The following is a 19,523-nucleotide window of genomic DNA, read 5'->3' as shown; positions in this document are numbered from 1 at the left end:
CCTGACGGGGGTTCGGGTGTCCGGGATGTCTCGCGACATCACATTGGTGGAGCTGGGGGGAATCGAACCCCCGTCCATCAGCCGGTGTACGTGCTTGCTACGACCATTCCCGGCATTGTCTCTGACGCTGAGACACCGACGGGTCGGCTGCAGGCTCGAGGCCTGCCACGCTCAGTCTTTCCTGAAAGTCAGCAGTCTTTCCCGCTGGCAGTGGTCTTTCCCACCGTCATCCCTCACTTCTGTTGCCGGGCTGTGATGGAGTGGCCCCGTGCGACATTTCTGCTCACGATGACTCTTCACTACCTGATCAGATCAGGCGGCGAGAGCGAACTGCTCATCGGCAATTCTGTTGGTTTCCCCGTTTTACGAGTCTGAGAAACTCGGGTCGCAAACTCGAACAGCGTTACTGACGTCGAAACCAGTCAGCCCCGTGGTCGAACATGCATGTTCTATGTGCAGACCAGTGTACCGGGAGGGGTCAGTTCACCACGACGGTGGCTCGCATCGTCGGATGGATCTCGCAGAAGTACGCGAACGAGCCCGCCTCGTCGAACGTGACCTCGAAGGTCTCGTCTTGACCGAACTCGCCTGAGTCGAACGAGACTGCTTGGCCGTCGTTGGCGGTCACGGTGTGGGCGAACGGGTCGGTGTTGGTGAAGCTGACCGTGTCGCCGACAGCGACCGTTGTTTCGAGTGGGTCGAATCGCGAACCGGCGATCCCGACCGACGTGGACGAACCCTCGGAACCAGCATCTGCTGCGTCGTCGGTGTCCGGTTCGGCCCGGGGGGATTCTGCCGACGCCGGAGCGTCTGCTGTGGAATCGTCGTCGGAGTCGGAGTCGCCGCTGCACGCAGCCATGGTGAGGGCGAGCACGGCGGTGGCGGCTGCGATTTTCTTGGGGGTGGGGGTTGAACGCATGGTGCAGGTTCGCATCTCGGCAACGTTCAGATCACGATGGTGCGCGATTTAGTAGATAATTGGTTGGTTCGGCGAGGAATGGGAACCCCTCCTCATGTGGCCGTTCGAGTCGCTCACCCCGCCGGTGAAGAAAATCTTCAACGGCAGTGATCCAGATGGATCCCACGAGCGAACCATCCACACGAGTTCGCCAGACGAACTCACGATCCGGTCAGAACGGATCACATCGTGAACACCCCACAAGGAGAACCCCCAACAATGCGCTATTCAGCTCGCAAGATGCTCGCCCTCACCGCCGTGGTCTCGATGACCGCCGCCGCCTGTGGCAGCGACAGCAACGACGCCGATCCGGTCACGACCGACGCCGTCGCCGAGGCTCCGGTCACCGAGGCCCCCGCCGACGAGGCGATGGAAGAGGAAGCCGAAGCCCCCGCCGAAGAAGAAGCCATGGAAGAGGAAGCCATGGAAGAAGGAATGGAAGAAGAAGGCATGGAAGAGGAGGGCACCGAAGAAGAGGCGCCTGCTGAAGCCGCCGCCTTCGCCGTCGACGACGGCGCATCCTCGCTCCGTGCGACGCTCACCAGCCTGCTCCAGGAGCACGTCTACCTCGCCGGCGTCGCATTCGAGACAGCGCTCGACGCTGGCGGCGACCTCGAGGAGCCGGCGACCGCCGCAGCGGTCGCAGCACTCGACGAGAACACCGTCGCCCTCGCCGACGCGGTCGGCTCGATCGCAGGAGAAGAGAACGGTGAAGCGTTCCTCGGTCTCTGGCGTGAGCACATCGGCTTCTTCGTCGACTACACGCTCGGCGAAGCAACCGGCAACGCAGACATGAAGGCCCAGGCCCTCACCGATCTCGAGGGCTACCAGCAAGCTGCTGGCGCCTTCTTCGAAGAGATCACCGGCGGAGCCATTCAGGCCGACGTTCTCGTCGGCGGCCTCGAGGAGCACGTTGCGACCCTCACGACCGCCATCGACGCTCTCGTCGCTGGCGAGACGGATGCCTTCGACAAGCTGCAGGCCGCAGCGCAGCACATGAGCGGCGCCGCCAACCTGCTGGCGACCGGCATCGTCGAGGCCCTGCCCGACACCTTCCCTGGTGCGACCGACAGCCAGCCGGCCGAAGTTCGCTCGACCCTCACCTTCCAACTGCAAGAGCACGTCTACCTCGCTGGCATCGCCATCGAGCAGGCGCTCGAAGCCGGCGGCGACCTCGAGGCTCCGGCCGTGCAGGCCGCAGTCGCAACGCTCGACGGCAACACCGTCCGGTTGTCGGAGACCGTTGCGTCGGTTGCAGGTGAAGAGAACGGTGAGGCCTTCAAGGGTCTCTGGCGTGAGCACATCGGCTTCTTCGTCGACTACACGCTCGGCGTGGCCACCGGCGACGACGAGATGGTCGCCCAGGCGCTGACCGATCTCGAGGGCTACCAGCAGGCAGCCGGCGCCTTCTTCGAGGAGATCACCGGCGGCGAGATCACTCCCGACGCCCTGATCCCGGGTCTCGAGGAGCACGTCGCAACCCTGACCGCGGCCATCGATTCGCTGGCCGCAGGCGACACGGCTGCGTTCACGCAGCTCCGTGCGGCCGGTCAGCACATGCCGATGGCGGCGCTGCTGCTGTCGACCGGCATCGTGGCAGCCATCAGCTGACGACCCTGGCCGATTCTCGCTGAATCGGCTGGACAATCTCCCCCAATCGAATGGGCCCCGCTTCACCGAAGCGGGGCCCATTCGCGCCCGGGATTCGCTCGCTGCGGGGTGATCGAGTGTGCGGGCAGCGACTCGTTCACGACGGGTTCACGAGCGAGGGTCACGATGGTTACATGAGCGCACCACGTCGACCTTCGTCCGTTCTCGCCACGCTGCTCGTGGCGGCGATCGGTATCGCCGCCTGTGGGGGAGGGTCCGACGACGACGCCTCCGTGACCGCAGTGCCCGACACGGCGACCTCGGAGACGGCCCCACCGCCGACCGATCCGCCCGTCACCGATCCGCCGGCAACCGATCCACCCGCCACCGACCCACCGACCTCCGACGAACCGGTCGGCACCGAGCCGCCGGCAACGATGCCCACCCCTCCGGTCACGTGTGGCGAAAAAGTCGAGCTGGGCGAGTACGCGGTGGTCGACTGCGATGAGCCGCATGATTCCGAACTCGTCTCGCTGCTGCCGCCGCCGCAGCAGAACGCGCCCCGTGACGAAGCCGACTTCGAGGCGACGCTGGCAAGGTTCTGTCTGCCCGACGTGGCGTCGTACACCGGCAAGGATCTGTCGGTCGTGACGGTCGAGATCGGCTTCGTCTCGCCCACACCGCTCGGCGAGTCGTTCGAGGACCCCGTCGAGTGCTGGGTGACGATGACCGCCGAACGGAGCCTGGTCGGCTCGATCGCCGAGGTCGGGCTCGACGCAGCCCTCGGCGACGCCACGTTCCTGAGCTCGCTCGAACCCGGCGACTGCTACTCGATGGTCGACGAACAGCTCGACTCCTTCGACATCGTCCGACTCGACCCCTGCGACGCCGAAGGGGTCGAACAGGTCGTGGCGTTCGTGCCCCTCGAGTCACGTGCCTACCCGGGCCAGGACGAGCTGGTCGACGAAGCCTTCGCGCTGTGCGACGCCGCCGTCGCCGACACCACGGTCGACATGATCTCGTCCACCGTCGCAGTCGTGTACCCCGACGAGATCGGATGGACCGTGGCAGAGCAGCGTGGCGCAGCGTGCGTCGCGTACATCGACACCGGTGACGCCGAGCCCGTCTGCGCCATCCAGATCCCCAGCGAAGGGCACGACCCCGTCGACTGCGCCGAGCCGCACGACTCCGAGTTCGCCGGCTTCGTCACGCCGCCCGACAGCGACCTTCCGACCGACCCGATCGAGGCCGAGATCCTCGTGACCGAGCTCTGTGCACCGACGGTGTCGGAGTACCTGGGCGGGCGCGATCTCTCGACGTCGGGAGTGGGCGTCGGGTTCGACGCGAACACCGGCCTCGGCGAACCGTTCGGCGACGACATCAACTGCTGGGTCGTCGTCGGGTCACCAGGCGCACTCGACGCCGCGATCGCCGAGGTCGGCCTCGAGGCCGCCATGGGCGAACACCGGATCATCGCCGAACTCGACCCGGGCACCTGCTTCACGTTCGCCCCCGACACCTACGACCTCGGGTTCGTCGTCGATTGCACGACGCCCGATGCGCTGATGGCCGTCGGGCTCGTCAGCGTCGACGACGACGGACCGTGGCCCGGTGACGATCCGCTCCGAGCGATCCGGTTCGACCTCTGCAGCGCCGTGCTCGCCGAGACATCACTCTCCGTCGACCCGACCAGCGTGTCGGGCACCTTCCCGAACGAGATCGGGTGGGAAGCGCTCGGCCGTCGCTACATCTCGTGCGACGCCGTGCCCGCCTGATCGAGCTACGACGTGCGGTCGCCTCGACGATCAGTCGTCGAGGTGGCCGTACTTGTTGCGCAGGTTGAGCGCCGTGGTCATCTCTCGATCGGCGTCTCGCTCGGCGAGGTTGTGGCGCTTGTCGCTCTTGCTGCGACCCTTCGCCAACCCGAGCTCCATTTTCGCCCGGCCGCCCTTCCAGTACAGCCGCAGCGGCACGATCGTGAGACCGCCCTGGGCGGTGCGCATGTCGAGCTTGTCGATCTCGGCACGGTTGAGCAGGAGCTTGCGCTCGCGGTCTGGGTCGTGGGCACCGAACCCGATCGCGTTGGTGTACGGCGGGATGTGGATGCCGTCGATCCACATCTCACCGCGACGCACACGGGCGTAGCCCTCGGCGATCTGCGCGTTGCCTTCGCGGAGGCTCTTGACCTCGCTGCCGGTGAGGACCATGCCGGCTTCGTACGTGTCGAGGATCTCGTAGTCACGGTAGGCGCGCTTGTAGCTGGCGATCAGCTTGGTGCCGTCGTCGGTGCCCTTGCTCTTCTTGGTCTTCTTGCCCTTCTTCGCCATGACCACGCCGAGGGTATCTGGACGGGTGGGTAGCCTCGCTGCTGTGTTTCAGCTCACTCGTGACGTGTACGCGCAGATGGTCGGTGCAGCGCTCGACGCCTACCCGCTCGAGTTCTGCGGGCTGGCCGCAGGTCCGACCGCCGTCGGTGGGGGACCGGGCAGCGTCGGACGGGTGTTCTACCCCTGTCGAAACGACGCCGAATCGGCGCGGGTGTACACGATCAACGCACACGACTACATGCGCGCCGAGGCCGATGCCGACGACCACGACTGGGAGATCAACTGTGTCGTGCACTCGCACACGCACTCCGAGCCCTACCCGAGCCCGACCGACGTGTCGGCAGCCATTTCGCCCGACTGGCACTACGTGATCGTCAGCCTGAAGCGCGAGGCGCCCGAAGTGCGGAGCTACCGCATCGTCGACGGTGAGATCGTCGCCGAGCCGCTGGCGATCGTCTGAGTCAGGCGATCGGTCCGATCCGCCGACCGGGTCGAGTCCGGTCAGCGATGCCGTGCGAGCACTCGCGGACTCGCGTCCGACGCCGGACACTTCGGCGCGTCGGCCTCTACGCTCGAACCTGTGACTGACCCAGGATGGTTTCCCGACGAGCGTGATCCGTCGCAACTGCGCTGGTGGGACGGCACGGCGTGGACCGAGCATCGTGCTCCCGCCGTACCGCCTGAGCGCGTGGTGACCGGGTTCGACCAGCAGCCGGTCGGACCTCCACAGACGCCCCCGAGGGCCATGACGACGCCCGGCGACTTCGGCGTGGTCGGCGGCGGCTCGACGGTGACGGCACCGGCGTCGGGGACGCCGTTCTGGAAACGCAGCGGCGTCATCGTCGTGGCGGCGTTGGTGGCCATCGTCGCAGTCGGTGGCGTGATCGCCGCCGTGGTGTCGAGCGGAAGCGACGACGACGCCGCACCGACCACCGACCCCGCCATCACGGAGCCGATCGACACCAGGCCCGAGGCAGAACCCGAACCCGAACCCGAGCCCGAGCCGGAATCCGAGCCCGAGCCCGAGCCAGAGCCCGAACCCGAACCCGAGCCGGAACCCGAACCGGAGGTCGTCGACGTCGCGATCGCCAACGGATCGCGCGAGCGCCCCTACCGTTTCGGCGAGCTGGTACCCGTCACGTGGTCGTCGTTCGGTGACGCCGACGGCTCGGTCTGGAACACGGTGATCGGGGCACCGCGTGACGTCACGGCCGACGTGCTCGCCGAGAACCAGTTCAACGATCCACCGCCCGACGGCGTGACCTTCCTCGGCTTCGACGTCGAGATGACGCTCGTCGACGCCGCGGTCGAACCGATCGCCCCCGGCTTCAACCTCGGATGGGAGGTGCTCGGCGGCGTGACCGCGACGGTGTACGACTCCACCACGATCGAGACCGACAGCTTCGGCTGTGGGGTCACCCCGACGCCGTTCGGAGACTTCACCGAGGCCTTCGCCGGCGGCACGCTCTCCGGGCTCGTGTGCATCCCGGTGCCGACCGTCGACGTCGGCGATCCCAGCACTCAGGTCGCGCTCTCCTTCTCCGACCGTCGCGTCGTGTTCGCCGCCGACGGTCTCGACGGACCCGACCCGCTTCCCGTTCCGACGCCCTCGGTCACGCAGGTCGGAGCGGAGCCCACCGACGGGTCACGCACCGCGCCGCACCCGTACGACACGCCGGTCGAGGTCGTGTTCGACGCGGTCGGTGACGCCGACGGCTCGGTGTGGACCACCGCCATCTCGGCACCGCGTGACATCACCGATGCCGTCGCCGCCGAGAACCAGTTCAACGATCCTCCCGCCGACGGCCTGCTGTTCGTCGGCTTCGACGTGTCGATGCAGTTGGTGAGCGCCGACGTCGAACCGCTGGCACCCGGATTCGGTGTCAACTGGGAGCTCCTGGGCGGAGCGACGGCCCTGGCTCACGATCAGTTCGGAACCGGCCTCGGTTGCGGCGTGGTGCCCTCGGCCTTCGACGATTTCGGCGAAGTGCTGGTCGGCGGCACGCTCAGCGGCACGATCTGCATCCCCGTTCCGGCCGCCGACCTCGACGACCCCGGAACCGCTGTGTCGATGAACTTCGGCCCGGGCGTACGCGTCATCTTCAACTCCTGACCTGCCGCAGACGCATTCCCGACTATTAGGATCGGGATTGTCGGAATACCTGCCGTTTCGCACGGTTGGAGAAGGAGCAGCATGAGTACCACCACCCCCACCCTCGCTCCCATGCCCATCACCCGCCACGCCGACGTGCTCGGGATGATCGGCAACACCCCGATGGTCGACGTCTCGAACCTGTCGCCGAACCCGAACGTGCGCATCCTCGCCAAGATGGAGATGCAGAACCCCTTCGGTTCGGTGAAGGATCGCATCGCCAAGCGGATGATCGAATCGGCCGAAGCCGACGGCCGCCTGCAGCCGGGTCAGACGATCCTCGAACCTTCGTCGGGCAACACCGGCATCGCCCTCGCCGCGATCGCCCAGCTCAAGGGGTATCCGATCAAGATCCTGATGCCGACGTCGGTCTCGGTCGAGCGGCGTCAGATGCTCGAGATCTTCGGTGCGGAGATCATCTTGACCCCTGGCGAAGAGGGCTCGAACGGCGCCGTCGCCCGAGCGACGCAGATGGCCGCGGAGCACCCCGACTGGTTCTTCCCGTACCAGTACGCCAACGACTCCAACCCCCGGGCGCACTACGAGGGCACGGGTCCCGAGATCATCCGTGACGTCCCCGAGATCACGCACTTCGTCGCCGGCCTCGGCACGAGCGGCACGCTGATGGGGACCGGCACCTACCTCAAAGAGCACGATCCGACCATCCAGATCGTCGCCGTCGAACCACCGCTCGGCGAACGCGTCGAAGGACTCCGCAACATCGGCGAGGGCTACATCCCGCCCGTGTTCGAGAACTGGAACGGTTACGACCTCCTCGACCGCAAGCGCGTCGTTCGGCCGCGAGAGTCGATCGAATGGACGCGCCGTCTCGTGCACGAATGCGGCATCTTCGCGGGCATCTCTGCCGGTGCCGCGATGGCGGGCGCCGCGAAGGTGGCCGGGCAGATCGAGTCGGGCACCATCGTGTTCATCGTGTGCGACGGTGGCTGGAAGTACCTGTCGACGGGCGCGTACACCGACGACCTCGACGTGGCCGAGGCCAACGCCGAGAAGATCATCTACTTCTGAGCAACGTCTGAAGCGAGGCGCGAGCGCCGCGTGGAGTGGTGTCGGATTCAAGGTCGTGTGAATCGGCGCCGAAGTCAGAGGTGTGTCGCAACCTCCACCGCCGCCGCCGACCAGTTCGGACGGCGTGACCGCTCCGCCCGCACTTCCATCGTTGCCGGGCTGGGAACCTGCGGTGTCACCAACGCCGTCGCCCGCTGCTCCAGCGACGCCTGAGCCGACTCTCTCGGCGTTCGCGCCGATCGACGTACCCGAAGCACCCGTCACGCCTGCCCCGACGTCGTCTCCTGTGGGCGGGACCATCACCCTCGGTGGTTCATCGCTTCCGAAGCTCGCCCTCGTCGACGGCGCGGCTGCGACGATCCCGACCGAGGCGGCAGCACCGCTCGACGCCGATGCCCACGCCGGTGCCGTCCCGCCGTCCGTGCCTCTCGTCGCTGCGACGATGCCCGCCGACGCGGTCGACTCCGCTGCCGACCCGGTCACTCCGACGGCGACCGGGCCACTCCCGACACTTGCTCCCGTCGGCGATGCGCCGATCGCTGCGTCGCCCCCGGCGTCGCCCGTCGACGCCCTCACGCCCACAGCCGATCCGATTGCTCCGTCGCCGGCCCCGGTCGCTTCGATGGCCGCTTCGACGGCTCCGGCGATCGATCCCGCCGCGCCCGCGACCGATCCGATGGCGCCGGCGATCGATCCGATGGCGCCTGCTGTGGATCCGATGGCGCCCGCTGGTGCGGCACTGCCGACCGCCGTCGCTCCGCAGCTCCCGACCATCGCCCCGCCGCAGCCGGCAGCAGCTGCGCCGGCGGCGGCAACGAGTGCGATCCCCGGGACCGAAGGTCTCACGATCGAGCAGATCCAAGCGATCCAGAGCGCCCAGTCCGGTGCCCGGCCGACCGCGGCCCGTCGCGTCGGTAAGCGGTCGACCGGTCAGCAGATCCGACGCGTCGTCCTCGCAGCCATTCTCGTCGGCGGCCTCGGCGCGGGAGCCCGCTTCGGGTTCGACGAGTACGAGCGACGCCAGGCGGAGTCGGACACCGCAGCGGCACAGGAAGCGTCCACGTTCCTGCCGGCGATCGGAAGTGGCCTGCCCACCGCGGCCGCCGAGCGACCCAGCGGTCGCTACATGCACGTCGTCGTCGACGTCGAGAACGCCACCGACTCCATCACCACCACGATCCGCCACGATCTCTCGTCCGGTGCGATCACCATCGACGAGACCGGCACCGACGACGGCGAGCCCTTCGCGTACATGATCGACGTTCGCGGCGACACGATCGCCGCTCGGCCGGATTCGTCGAGCCCCTGGGTCGCCGTGACCGACGATCCGTTGTTCGCCGAGAGCGTCGCCGAGTCGCGACAGATCGCGGCAGGAGCGATCGTCTTCGGCGACATCGTGCCGCCCGAGATGGTGCCCTACGTACGCGTGCTCTCGGAGACCGACGAGGTGCTTCCTGTCGTTCCGCTCGACGTGGTCGTCGACACCGCCCTGGAGAACGACGACGATGCCGACGACGGCGGTCGGATCTCGACGTCGGGCAACTCCGACGGCATGCTCGACGACGTGATCGACAACGTGGTGCCCGACGAACCTGCGTCGACGTCGACGCGACCGGGCGTCGTTCGGCCGGCCGGTCCGACCACGGTGCGCCACTACGAGATCCAACTCGACACCGACGGATTCTCCGAACAGTTCCCGTTCATGTACGCCGACGCATTCTTCGGCGTGCGTTTCGAGGAGACGATCGGCCTGTGGGTCGACGACCTCGGCATCGTGCGACAGATCGAACTCGGTGGCGACTCCGATGCCTCGATCGTGTTCACGTACCACGACATCGCGCCGGCGCTGCCCGGCTTCCAGGACGTCGGCATCGTCCCCGTGCCGATGGCCGAGCAGGAGAGCTGAGATGCACCCCATGAACACAGACCCGGCACAGTCATCGGCCCCCGCTCGTTCGAGCAACATCGGCCGTCGGGTCGGCGGCATCGTCGGACGAGTCGTTTCGCTCGCCGTGATCGGCGGCGCCGCAGTCGGCGGCTGGATCGCCGTCGAGACGTTCGCACTCCCGCAACTCGACGCCAGCGCAGCCCCAGCGGTGCGCGCCACCAACCCGTGGCCGGTCGAGTATCCCGAGCCCGACGCCGCCGCATTCGCGTCGTTCACGATGACATACGAGCTCGACGGTCAGGTCACGCACACGATGACCCACGACGCGGCGACCCTGCGGACTCGGATGACGTTCTACGACGACGCCGGGGCGCTCGACCACCTCACCGAAGCAGCGGGCAACGAGTTCTGGCGGTCGAGTCCGAGCGAGCCCGAGTGGCGGCTCGCCGACGTGGCCGAGACGAACCGCGATCGCGTGCTCGGCTTGCGGCGCGTTCGCCCGATGAACGTCAACGAGATCATTCCGCCGCTGGCCTACCCGTTCGTCGAGATCACCGCCGAGGAGTCGGCCGGCGACTACGACCGCTACCGCATCACCCTCGACACCGACGCGTTCCAGGCGCGCCTTCCCCACGAGTTCCACGACTGGGCCCTCCGGGTCGTGTCGGGTTCGGGCGTGACCACCGAATGGGCGCTCGAAGTGCGTCCCGACGGCTACGTCGCCCGATGGGAAGGCCGATCGGCGAGCACCGAGACGTGGGTCGAACCGACGGCGACACCGGTCTTCGAGTCGTCGTTGGCGCCCAGAACACCGCTGGCCGACCTCGACCCGGCCGACGACGTCAGCGCCGAACGCGTCGACGACGACTGACCCCGTCGAGTCGCCCGACGATCAGGGCGGTGCCGCTCCACGTAGGATCTCGGGCGATGGATCGGCCGATCGGAATGTTCGACTCCGGCTTCGGTGGGCTCACCGTGGCTCGGGCCACGATCGACCTGTTGCCCAACGAGGACCTCGTCTACATCGGCGACACCGGGCGGTACCCGTACGGATCGAAGCCACTCGACGACGTGCGCGAGTACGCCCACGAACTGGCCTGGAGCCTGGTGCGTGACTACGAGGCGAAAGCCGTGGTGGTCGCCTGCAACACCGCAACAGCCGCTGGACTCGACGAACTCCGCCGCGAACTTCCCGTTCCGGTGATCGACGTCGTACGGCCAGGAGCTCGAGCGCTCGTCGGCACCACCACGACCGGTCGGGTCGGCGTGATCGGCACGGTCGGCACGATGTCGTCGGGCGCGTACGTGCGCGCCGTGGCCGACACCGGTGTGCCTGTCTCCCTGTCGAGCGCGGCGTGCCCGGGCTTCGTCGAGTTCGTCGAACGCGGACAGACCACCGGTGACGAGGTGACCGTGCTCGCCGAACGGCTGCTCGCACCGCTCGTCGGCGCCGACATCGACGCCCTCCTCCTCGGGTGCACGCACTACCCGTTCCTCGCTCGCACGATCGGCGACGTGATGGGACCCGACGTCACGCTGGTCAGTTCGGCCGACGAGACAGCGTTCGCGGTGCAGCGCCGCCTCACCGAGGAGGGGTTGCTGCGCGAGGCTTCGTCACGCACCGGAGTCCATCGGTTCGCCTCGAGCGGTGACATCGACGTCTTCCGTGAGCTCGGCAGCCGGCTCCTCGGCCCCGAGCTCGACGCCACCGAGCCGTGGCCACCCACGAGCCGGTAGCTTCTCCGACATGTCACGCCCAGACGGCCGCGCCGCCGACGAACTCCGCCCGCTCTCGTTTCAACGCGACTTCACCGAGATGGCCGAAGGCTCCGTGCTCGTCAGCTTCGGCAACACCCGCGTGCTGTGCACCGCGAGCATCGACGACGACGTGCCCCGATGGATGCGCAACTCCGGCAAGGGCTGGGTCACCGCCGAGTACTCGATGCTCCCCGGCGCCTCGCCCGAGCGGATCAGCCGTGAAGCAGCCAAGGGCAAGCAGAGCGGCCGCACCGTCGAGATCCAGCGGCTCATCGCCCGTTCGCTGCGCGCTGCGTGCGACATGAAGGTGCTCGGCGAGCGCCAGGTCACCGTCGACTGCGACGTGCTCCAGGCCGACGGCGGCACACGCACCGCGAGCATCTGCGGCGGCTTCGTCGCACTGCACGACGCGTTGCAGCGGCTGGTCATCGCCGGTGAGCTCGCCGCCAACCCGCTGCACTCGTTCTGCTCGGCCATCAGCGTCGGCATCGTCGACGGCACCGCCGTGCTCGACCTCCCGTACATCGAGGACTCGACCGCCGAGGTCGACATGAACGTGGTCATGCTCCGCTCGGTCGGCGCCAACGGTCAGCCCGAAGGCGAGGCTCGTTTCGTCGAAGTGCAGGGCACCGCCGAAGGCATGGCGTTCTCACGCTCGCAGCTCGACACCCTGGTCGGTCTCGCCGAGGGCGGTCTGCTCACCATCTCCGACGCGCAGGCAGCCGTCATCGCCGAACCGCCGGCACCGCGCCCCGCGCAGCGTTGAGCTGAGTACCGAGATCGCCATGACGCTCCCGCAGCTCGTCTGTGCATCGGCAAATCCCGACAAGGTCGCCGAGATCCAGGCGCTGCTCGCCGACGTCGTCGACCTGCTGCCGCGCCCCGCCGAGGTGCCCGACGTGGTCGAAGATGCCGACACGCTCGTCGGCAACGCTCGACTCAAGGCCGCGGCCATCGTCGCTGCGACGGGGCTCCCAGCGGTGGCCGACGACACCGGACTCGAGGTCGATGCGCTCGGTGGTGCCCCGGGCGTCTACACCGCTCGCTACGCGGGGGAGGGCTGCTCGTACGCCGACAACCGGGCCAAGATGCTCGACGAACTGCGCGGGATCGACGACCGGCGCGCCGCGTTCAAGACCGTGGCGATGGTCGTCTGGCCCGATGGCACCGAACTCGCCGTCGAAGGCGTCTGCCCCGGCACGATCGCCACCGCCGAGCGTGGCGACGGCGGTTTCGGCTACGACTCGATCTTCGTGCCCGACGAGGCCGACGGTCTCACGTTCAGCGAGATGGGCGCCGACGCGAAACACGCGATCTCCCATCGGGGTCGCGCGTTTCGGGCGCTGCTCAGCGAGCTGGCGACACGGTGACCACGAAGCCCGTGTGATCGCTGCCGGGCACCCGGAAGTTGTCGACGTCGGTCGACACCAACCCGTTGCCGGTCAACGCGTGATCGAGTCGGACGAACGGCGGAACGAACTCGTCGGTCGGCCACGAGGTCGACCATCCACGACCGTTGGCCATGTGCGCGTCGGTCAGCCCTCGCCGGAGCAGTCGGCGAAACACCGGATGCCAGTACGAGGCGTTGAAATCGCCGATCACGAGGGTCGGACTCGTGCCGCGACTCGCGACGTCGCCGATGAGGGCGAGGTCGTCTCGCCAGCCGCTGAAGTTGAAGATCGGCGTCGGCGGATGCACGGCGAGGATGCGGATCGGGCCGTCGGGGCCCTGCGCCACGACGTCGATCGAGTAGTTGATCGTGCCGGGCGGGGTGTCGGGCTCCAGCGGATGACGCGACCACACCGCCATGCCGCCGGCCTGCAGACCGTCGCGATCCTCCCGATGCGGGAAGTCGTCGACGATCGGATGATCGAGCAGCACCGCCTGGTGCTCGGCCGTGTACTCGCTGAACACGATCACGTCGAGGTCGTGGGTGACGAGTTCGTCGGCCACCTCGTCGGTGCGGACGTTGGAGTACAACAGGTTGACCGCGCCAACCCGAAGGCCGCTCGCCCCGTCGGCAGGCGAAGGCTGCGACGGCGGGAAGACGAGCGGCACCGCGAGCAGCAGGATCGCCGTGCCGACGGCCGATGCCGTGAGGCCGACACCGTGCCATCGCCGCCACCACGCGATGGCAGCGATCGCGGCGACGACCGGGAGGAAGTACGGGGTGAGCGTCTGCAACGTGGCGATCAGCCGAGTTCCGTCGGAGCCGATGGTCTGCGTGAGCATCACCATGCCGACGGCGGCGACGACGAGCCACGCCACCGCTTCTCCGATTCGCTCCCACCGAGCGCCGTTGCTCACGTCGGCAGGCTACGCACTGGGCGCCCGGCCGGGGGAGCATCTTCGTGCAGCGAGAGGTGGCTCCCGTAGATTGGGCGCCGTGGCTCAGCGAGTCGCGCCGACGTAGCCCAATTGGCAGAGGCACGGTCTTTAGGTGGCCGGCAGTGTGGGTTCGAGTCCCATCGTCGGCACCGTCCCCTCGGGGACCGTCCGAATGTGTCGCACTTCCGGGCTCAAGTGCGGGGCGGGTAGTGCCGATGTTGCGTCAATGCTCGTTTCGCGCCGCCTCGGAGGACTGCCGCTCGCCGTCTACGTGGTCGCGCTCCTGCTCATCCCGCTGCTGGGTGTCGGCATCTTCAGTTTCCGGGAGATCGAACGCAACAACGAGTCGGCCAACGCGGCGTCGTCGTTGTCGGAGGCATCGGCCATCCACGCGAGCGCAGCGTCGCTCCTGGTCCCGCTCGAAGTCGACCGCGTCGCCTCGTTGGGTCTCGTTCGAATCCACGAACTCGGGCTCGATCCCGACCTCGTCAAGAGCATGTTGGGCCTCGACCTCGACGCGCTGGTCGCCGAGAACGACGTTCGTCTCGACGCCGCCTTCGACGCGCTCGAGGCGTCGTTGGCCTCGCCCGACACGGTCGAACGCAGCGAAGACGTCGTGGCGATCCGCGAGCTCATCGAGACCGAGGGGGCACGCTCGGCCGACGGCATGGCGACGTTCGAGACCGTCGAACGCAGCTTCGAGAACGCCTTCTCCTACGTCGAGAGTCTGCTGAGTCGCTCGAACAGCACGTTGCTCGACGCCGAGTACGTCGCTCCGGAGGCGATCGCCCTCGTGCGTCGTCTGAACCTCGTCGTCGACGTGATCCTCACCGCGCGGCAAGAGGCCGAGACCTTCGGCTCCATCGTCTTCGGCGAAGGCGCCTCGGCTCCGTCCGACATGATGTCGGACGGCATCCGCCATGTCGACGCGCTCGACGCGGCATCGAGCGTCGACCCCGTGGCCATCACCCAGTTGCGCAACGTGTACTCCGATCTGCCCGCCATGCCGGAGGGCCTGGATTCCACGCCGTTCGACAGCATGGAATCACTCGCTTCCGTCGACTTCGACAGCATCACCGATGCGTTGCTCGGGCACATCGAGTACCTCGAACTGGTCGCCGAGTTCAGCGTCGACCGCGCCGACGCGGTCAGCGGTGAAGTCGACGACTGGGCGCGCAACGCCAGCGACCGCAACCGGTCGACGCTGCTGTTCTTCGCCGCCGTCGGACTCGCGTCGCTTGCATTCGGTCTGGTCGTCATCCGGTCGTTCGCCAAGCCGCTCAATGCCTTGTGCGACCAAGCCGAGCGGATCAGCAGCGGCGAACTGTCCGCGGACCCGCTCGAACTCGCGGGTCCGAGCGACGTGCGCAAGGTCACGGGGGCCATCAACGACATGGCCAGCACGCTCGCGCTCGTCGACGATCACATGCAGGCGCTCGCCGTGGCCGAGAACGGCGAAGGGCCCGAGTTGCAGGATCTCCCGGGGCACGTCGGTGCCTCGATGCGCACCTCGATGGAGCGCGTGACCGCGCTGACCGCTCGTCTGCAGGCGAGCGAGGCTCGCCTCGCCGAGGAGGCACGGATCGACAACCTGACCGGGCTCCCGAACCGGTTCGCCGTGCTCGAGTACCTCGACCGCGAGCTTCGCTCGCTGCCGAAGCCGGGCATGACGTCGGGCAAGGTCACGTCGACCGGTGTGATGTTCGTCGACATCGACGGCTTCAAGAGCGTCAACGACACCCACGGTCACGCGGTCGGCGACGTCGTGTTGCGTGAGATCGCCCAACGTCTGAGCGGCTCGATCCGCGAGATCGACTTCGTGGCACGCCTCGGTGGCGACGAGTTCTTGATCGTCATCAGCGACGTCGCCGACACGGGCAACCTGATCACATTCGGTGAACGCATGATCGAACAGGTCGAGCAGCCCTACGTCGTCGGTGAGCAACTGTTCGGTGTGTCGGCGAGTGTCGGCGTCACGGTGATCGAACCCGGAGATCACTCCATGTCCGCGGTCGAGCGTGCCGATGCGGCCGTGTATCAGGCGAAGCGCCGCGGCCGACGACGTGTCGAGATGTTCGACAAGGAACTGCAGCGTTCGATCGAGCAGCAGGCCGAGCTCGAACTCGCGTTGCGTCAGGCGATCCAGCACGACGAGCTGCGCATCTATCTCCAACCGCTCGCCGACATGACCACCGGTCACGCTGCGGGCGCCGAGGCACTCGTGCGGTGGGAGCGGCCCGGAGTCGGACTGGTTCCCCCAGCCGACTTCATCCCCATCGCGGAGCGCTCCGGGCTCATCTTCGAACTCGAACGCTGGGTGCTCGAGGCGGCGTGCCGTTGCATCGCCGAGTGGACGTTGGCAGGTCGGGGTGCGGGTATGCGGCTCGCGGTCAACATCTCCGGTCGGCATCTGATCGAAGGTGAACTGGTGGCCGACCTCGACGCAGCACTGGCGGCCACCGGCGCCGATCCGGGCCTGCTCGAGATCGAGCTGACCGAATCGCAACTGCTCGACGACGTCGAGCGGGCGAGCGACGTGCTCGCCGCCGTTCGCAGCCGAGGCGTCAAGGTCGCCATCGACGACTTCGGCACCGGCTACTCGTCGATGACGTACCTCCAGAAGCTGCCCGTCGACGTCGTGAAGATCGACCGGAGCTTCATCGCGACGGCGACCGCGAACGAGTTCGACTCGACGATCGTCGAGTCGGTCGTGACGATCGGCCGAGCGCTCTCGCTCGACATCGTCGCCGAAGGCATCGAGACCTTCGACCAACTCGCCTATGCGATCGAGGCGGGCGTCACCCTCGGACAGGGCTTCTTGTTCGCACGTCCGATGCCGGTCGGCGAAGCCGAGAGCATCTTGTTCGGTCCGCCGCTCTTCGACGCCGAACGGGTTCGGCGCGAGGCCGGGCTCGGCCCGGTGCCGTGGAGTGCGCTGCCACCCGCTGGTGCACCGATCGACCTGCCGGTGAACTGATCGGCGTCGCCGAGTCCGGCGACCGCCTGCTCCTGAGAGCCGCTCTGCGATGGGCGGTTACTCGACCGGCAGCCAGGCGAGCGCGATCTGCGTCACCTTGACGTCGCTCTTCTCCAGGCCGACGGTGAGCGTCTCGGTCTCCTTCGCGACGTCCATCCACTTCGCGTCGATCGCGGTGACGTCCTCGGCGAGATCGAGTTCGAGGTCGGCGACGTCGGCGGTGAGCCGCTCGATCTTGTTCTCCTGCGCTTCGGTGCGTTCGCTCGCTGCCTTGGTCGATCCGCGTCGACGTGCCGCGGTGCCGGCCTTGCCGAGCAGCCCGCCGAGCAGTCCGCCCTTCGACTTGCGTCCGCCGAGCAGCCCGCCGAGCACCGAACCGGCGGTCGACAACAGTTCGGAGTTGCGCTTGCTCTTACTCTGCTCTTCGAGCACCTCCAGACGGTCTTCGGCAGCCTCGATCTGGTCGCGGAGGCGACGGGCCTTCGTCTCGTACTTGTCGCGCAGCTTCGCGATCTCCTCGTCGGCCTTGTCGTCGGCGATCTTCAGGCAGCGAGCCTCGAACTCGGCCGGGTCTTCCCCCGGCCGGCCGTAGAGCTTGAGCGCCTTGTTGGTGGGGAGTTCGACCGTCATCGTGCGGACGAGGTGATCGCGGATGTCGGTCTCGAGGCCCGACCAGAACGTCTTGTTCTTCACCTTCGCTTCGGTCAGGAGGTAGACGGCGCCATCGGGAGCGTCGGTGCGGAGGTCGCGATCGTCGTAGTCGACCTGCACCATCGTCGACACGTCGACCTGCTCGCCGAGCGGATGGATGACGCACTCGAACTCGTCGTCGTGCACGAGGTCGGCCTTGGTCTCGTCGTAGCGGAGCGCCACGCGGGCCACGACGGCTGCATCGAGGCGCTGGCCGCGTGAGTCGCCGCCGACGTCGCGTAGCCAGGGTGCGGCGACGTCGACGTAGCGGATCGCGACGCCGTCGGCGGTCTCGGGCATCACCGCCGACTCGTCGTCGGCGAGCGCCGGCTCGGGGGCGGCGGCGCCCGGCACCGGCGTGGGTTTCCCGACGATGCCACTGCTCGCCGCAGGTGCCGCGGCCGTCTCGGCCTCCACCCGCTCGGACGACATCATCTGTTCGATCTGGTCGCGGGTCATCGGTCCACGCAGATACGACATCGCCCAACGGGTCGTGAACACCTCGGGCTGGTCCTTCCCGGCCCGGCGCAACATGAACTCGCGCTTGCCGAGCCCCGAGATGGTGTCGCCGACCGCGCCGATGTCGACGCCACCGGCCGCCGACGACATGCCGTCGAGCAGGCGCGCCTTGTCACGATCGGTCTGCAACCGTCCGATCATCCACGTGCCGGCGTTCGAGAGTGCCTTGTAGTCGACGTCGACCGGGTTCTGCGTCGAGAGCACGACGCCGACGCCGAAGGCACGCGCCTGCTTCATGAGCAGCATGATCGGCTTCTTCGTGGGCGGATTGGCAGTGGGCGGGAGATAGCCGGCGACCTCGTCCATGTAGAGCATGGCGCGCAGGTCGGTGGTGCCCGACTGGCGGCGCATCCAGGTGACGAGCTTCGACAGGATCAGCGACGTGACGAACTGGCGCTCCTCGTCGGACAGATGCGCGGTGGTGACGATCGCGCAGCGCGGCTTGCCGTCGGGACCGAACATCATCGAGTCGATGTCGAGCGGAGGACCCGCCGCCCACGACGCGAACGACGGCGACGCCAGCAGACCGTTGAGCTGCATCGCCAGCTTCATGCGATCGGCCTCGGGGAAGAACTGGTCGAGTTCGAACACGCCGAGCTTGCGGATCGGTGGCGTCGCGATCATCCCGACCAACGTCATCAGGTCGAGCGCCTTGCCCTCGCTCCACGAGTGGTTGATCAGGTTCGACAGCAGGATGTGCTCACGGCTCGACAGGGGGTCGACGTCGATGCCCACCAGCGCCAGGAGACCCGACACGTACCCCTCGATCTCGTCGCCGACGACCTCGGGATCACTCATGTCGACGGGGACCTGCAGCGAGCCGACGATGTTCATCGGCACGCCCGCCTGTGAGCCGGGCGTGTAGATCGTGAAGTCGGTCTTCGCTCGGAGCTCACCGATGTCGGCCCCGCCGAGGCCCCAACCGCCGAGGCCCTTGGTCCAGAGCGCGGCCTGGTCGGCGGCGAACTGGTCGGGGGTCTTGCCGGCGTTGTTCGCCTGGGCTTCGTCGATCCACGGCCGGAAGTCGCTGGCAGCGAGATCGGGAAACGTGAGGCAGAGGTTGGTGAGGTCGCCCTTCGGATCGATGGCGATGACCGGCAGCCCCGACTTCAGCGCCTCTTCGATGACGATCACGCCGAGGCCGGTCTTGCCGGAGCCGGTCATGCCCACGATCACGCCGTGCGTCGTGAGCTTGTCGGTCGCCACGTGGACGTGCGACGTGTCGTCGTCGGTGGTGCGTTCGTGCGTGGAGGGGTCGATCGTTCCGCCCAGGAAGAGGTCTGCCATGGCCCGGAGAGTAGTGGAGG

Annotated in this window: 15 protein-coding genes, 1 tRNA gene and 1 other RNA gene; 12 read left to right on the top strand and 5 right to left on the bottom strand. The window is 67.6% G+C overall.

What is annotated here, in order from left to right:
- Positions 1–44: 44 nt before the first annotated feature.
- Both ssrA and YM304_RS24045 read right to left on the bottom strand, forming a co-directional pair.
- Positions 45–430: a transfer-messenger RNA gene (ssrA, locus tag YM304_RS23465) on the bottom strand.
- 48 nt (positions 431–478) lie between these two features.
- Positions 479–919, bottom strand: coding sequence for a cupredoxin domain-containing protein (locus YM304_RS24045; RefSeq protein ID WP_162142073.1), 441 nt, complete (start codon positions 917–919; stop codon positions 479–481).
- Between the two features lie 258 nt (positions 920–1,177).
- Between YM304_RS24045 and YM304_RS13945 the strand changes: the two genes are divergently transcribed.
- Both YM304_RS13945 and YM304_RS13940 read left to right on the top strand, forming a co-directional pair.
- A complete protein-coding gene (locus YM304_RS13945; RefSeq protein WP_015442340.1) occupies positions 1,178–2,569 on the top strand; it encodes a hypothetical protein in 1,392 nt (463 codons plus the stop codon).
- 173 nt (positions 2,570–2,742) lie between these two features.
- The gene (locus YM304_RS13940; protein WP_015442339.1) at positions 2,743–4,323 is read left to right on the top strand and encodes a septum formation family protein; all 1,581 of its coding nucleotides are present in this window, start codon (positions 2,743–2,745) and stop codon (positions 4,321–4,323) included.
- Between the two features lie 30 nt (positions 4,324–4,353).
- Here YM304_RS13940 and smpB read toward each other — a convergent pair whose 3' ends face one another.
- Complete coding sequence (smpB, locus tag YM304_RS13935; protein ID WP_015442338.1) at positions 4,354–4,875, bottom strand: SsrA-binding protein SmpB; 522 nt, start codon at positions 4,873–4,875, stop codon at positions 4,354–4,356.
- Between the two features lie 43 nt (positions 4,876–4,918).
- Here smpB and YM304_RS13930 point away from each other — a divergent pair, with 43 nt between their 5' ends.
- The 8 genes from YM304_RS13930 to rdgB all read left to right on the top strand — a co-directional run bounded on the left by YM304_RS13930 (position 4,919) and on the right by rdgB (position 13,072).
- Complete coding sequence (locus YM304_RS13930; RefSeq protein WP_015442337.1) at positions 4,919–5,335, top strand: Mov34/MPN/PAD-1 family protein; 417 nt, start codon at positions 4,919–4,921, stop codon at positions 5,333–5,335.
- 120 nt (positions 5,336–5,455) lie between these two features.
- Positions 5,456–6,988 (top strand): DUF2510 domain-containing protein, encoded by a 1,533-nt coding sequence (locus YM304_RS25220; protein ID WP_015442336.1) that lies wholly within the window; start codon positions 5,456–5,458, stop codon positions 6,986–6,988.
- Positions 6,989–7,069: 81 nt separating this feature from the next.
- On the top strand, positions 7,070–8,056 hold the full coding sequence (locus YM304_RS13920) for a PLP-dependent cysteine synthase family protein (protein ID WP_231897594.1): 987 nt from the start codon (positions 7,070–7,072) through the stop codon (positions 8,054–8,056).
- Positions 8,057–8,228: 172 nt separating this feature from the next.
- A complete protein-coding gene (locus YM304_RS22665) occupies positions 8,229–9,962 on the top strand; it encodes a hypothetical protein (protein ID WP_162142072.1) in 1,734 nt (577 codons plus the stop codon).
- Positions 9,963–9,972: 10 nt separating this feature from the next.
- Entirely contained in the window at positions 9,973–10,815 is an 843-nt protein-coding gene (locus YM304_RS13910) for a hypothetical protein (protein ID WP_154723462.1), read from the top strand.
- A 56-nt stretch (positions 10,816–10,871) separates the two neighbouring features.
- The gene (gene murI, locus YM304_RS13905) at positions 10,872–11,681 is read left to right on the top strand and encodes a glutamate racemase (protein ID WP_015442332.1); all 810 of its coding nucleotides are present in this window, start codon (positions 10,872–10,874) and stop codon (positions 11,679–11,681) included.
- Between the two features lie 10 nt (positions 11,682–11,691).
- Positions 11,692–12,468, top strand: a complete 777-nt coding sequence (gene rph, locus YM304_RS13900; RefSeq protein WP_015442331.1) for a ribonuclease PH — start codon at positions 11,692–11,694, stop codon at positions 12,466–12,468.
- A gap of 19 nt (positions 12,469–12,487) precedes the next feature.
- Complete coding sequence (rdgB, locus tag YM304_RS13895) at positions 12,488–13,072, top strand: RdgB/HAM1 family non-canonical purine NTP pyrophosphatase (protein ID WP_015442330.1); 585 nt, start codon at positions 12,488–12,490, stop codon at positions 13,070–13,072.
- On the opposite strand, the gene YM304_RS13890 is transcribed toward rdgB, so the two are convergent.
- Positions 13,050–14,009 carry an endonuclease/exonuclease/phosphatase family protein gene (locus YM304_RS13890; protein WP_015442329.1) on the bottom strand — a complete coding sequence of 320 codons (960 nt, stop codon included), beginning with the start codon at positions 14,007–14,009 and terminating at the stop codon, positions 13,050–13,052. The genes rdgB and YM304_RS13890 overlap by 23 nt on opposite strands.
- Before the next feature lie 96 nt (positions 14,010–14,105).
- Here YM304_RS13890 and YM304_RS13885 point away from each other — a divergent pair.
- Positions 14,106–14,179 (top strand) — tRNA-Leu (locus YM304_RS13885).
- A 77-nt stretch (positions 14,180–14,256) separates the two neighbouring features.
- Positions 14,257–17,007, top strand: coding sequence for a putative bifunctional diguanylate cyclase/phosphodiesterase (locus YM304_RS22660; protein ID WP_015442328.1), 2,751 nt, complete (start codon positions 14,257–14,259; stop codon positions 17,005–17,007).
- 57 nt (positions 17,008–17,064) lie between these two features.
- Here YM304_RS22660 and YM304_RS13875 read toward each other — a convergent pair whose 3' ends face one another.
- Positions 17,065–19,503, bottom strand: a complete 2,439-nt coding sequence (locus YM304_RS13875) for a helicase HerA-like domain-containing protein (protein WP_015442327.1) — start codon at positions 19,501–19,503, stop codon at positions 17,065–17,067.
- Positions 19,504–19,523: the final 20 nt, after the last annotated feature.

Source organism: Ilumatobacter coccineus YM16-304 (assembly GCF_000348785.1).
Taxonomy (GTDB): domain Bacteria; phylum Actinomycetota; class Acidimicrobiia; order Acidimicrobiales; family Ilumatobacteraceae; genus Ilumatobacter_A; species Ilumatobacter_A coccineus.
Note: the sequence above shows the minus strand (reverse complement) of the source record. Positions and strands in the feature narration are given on the sequence as shown.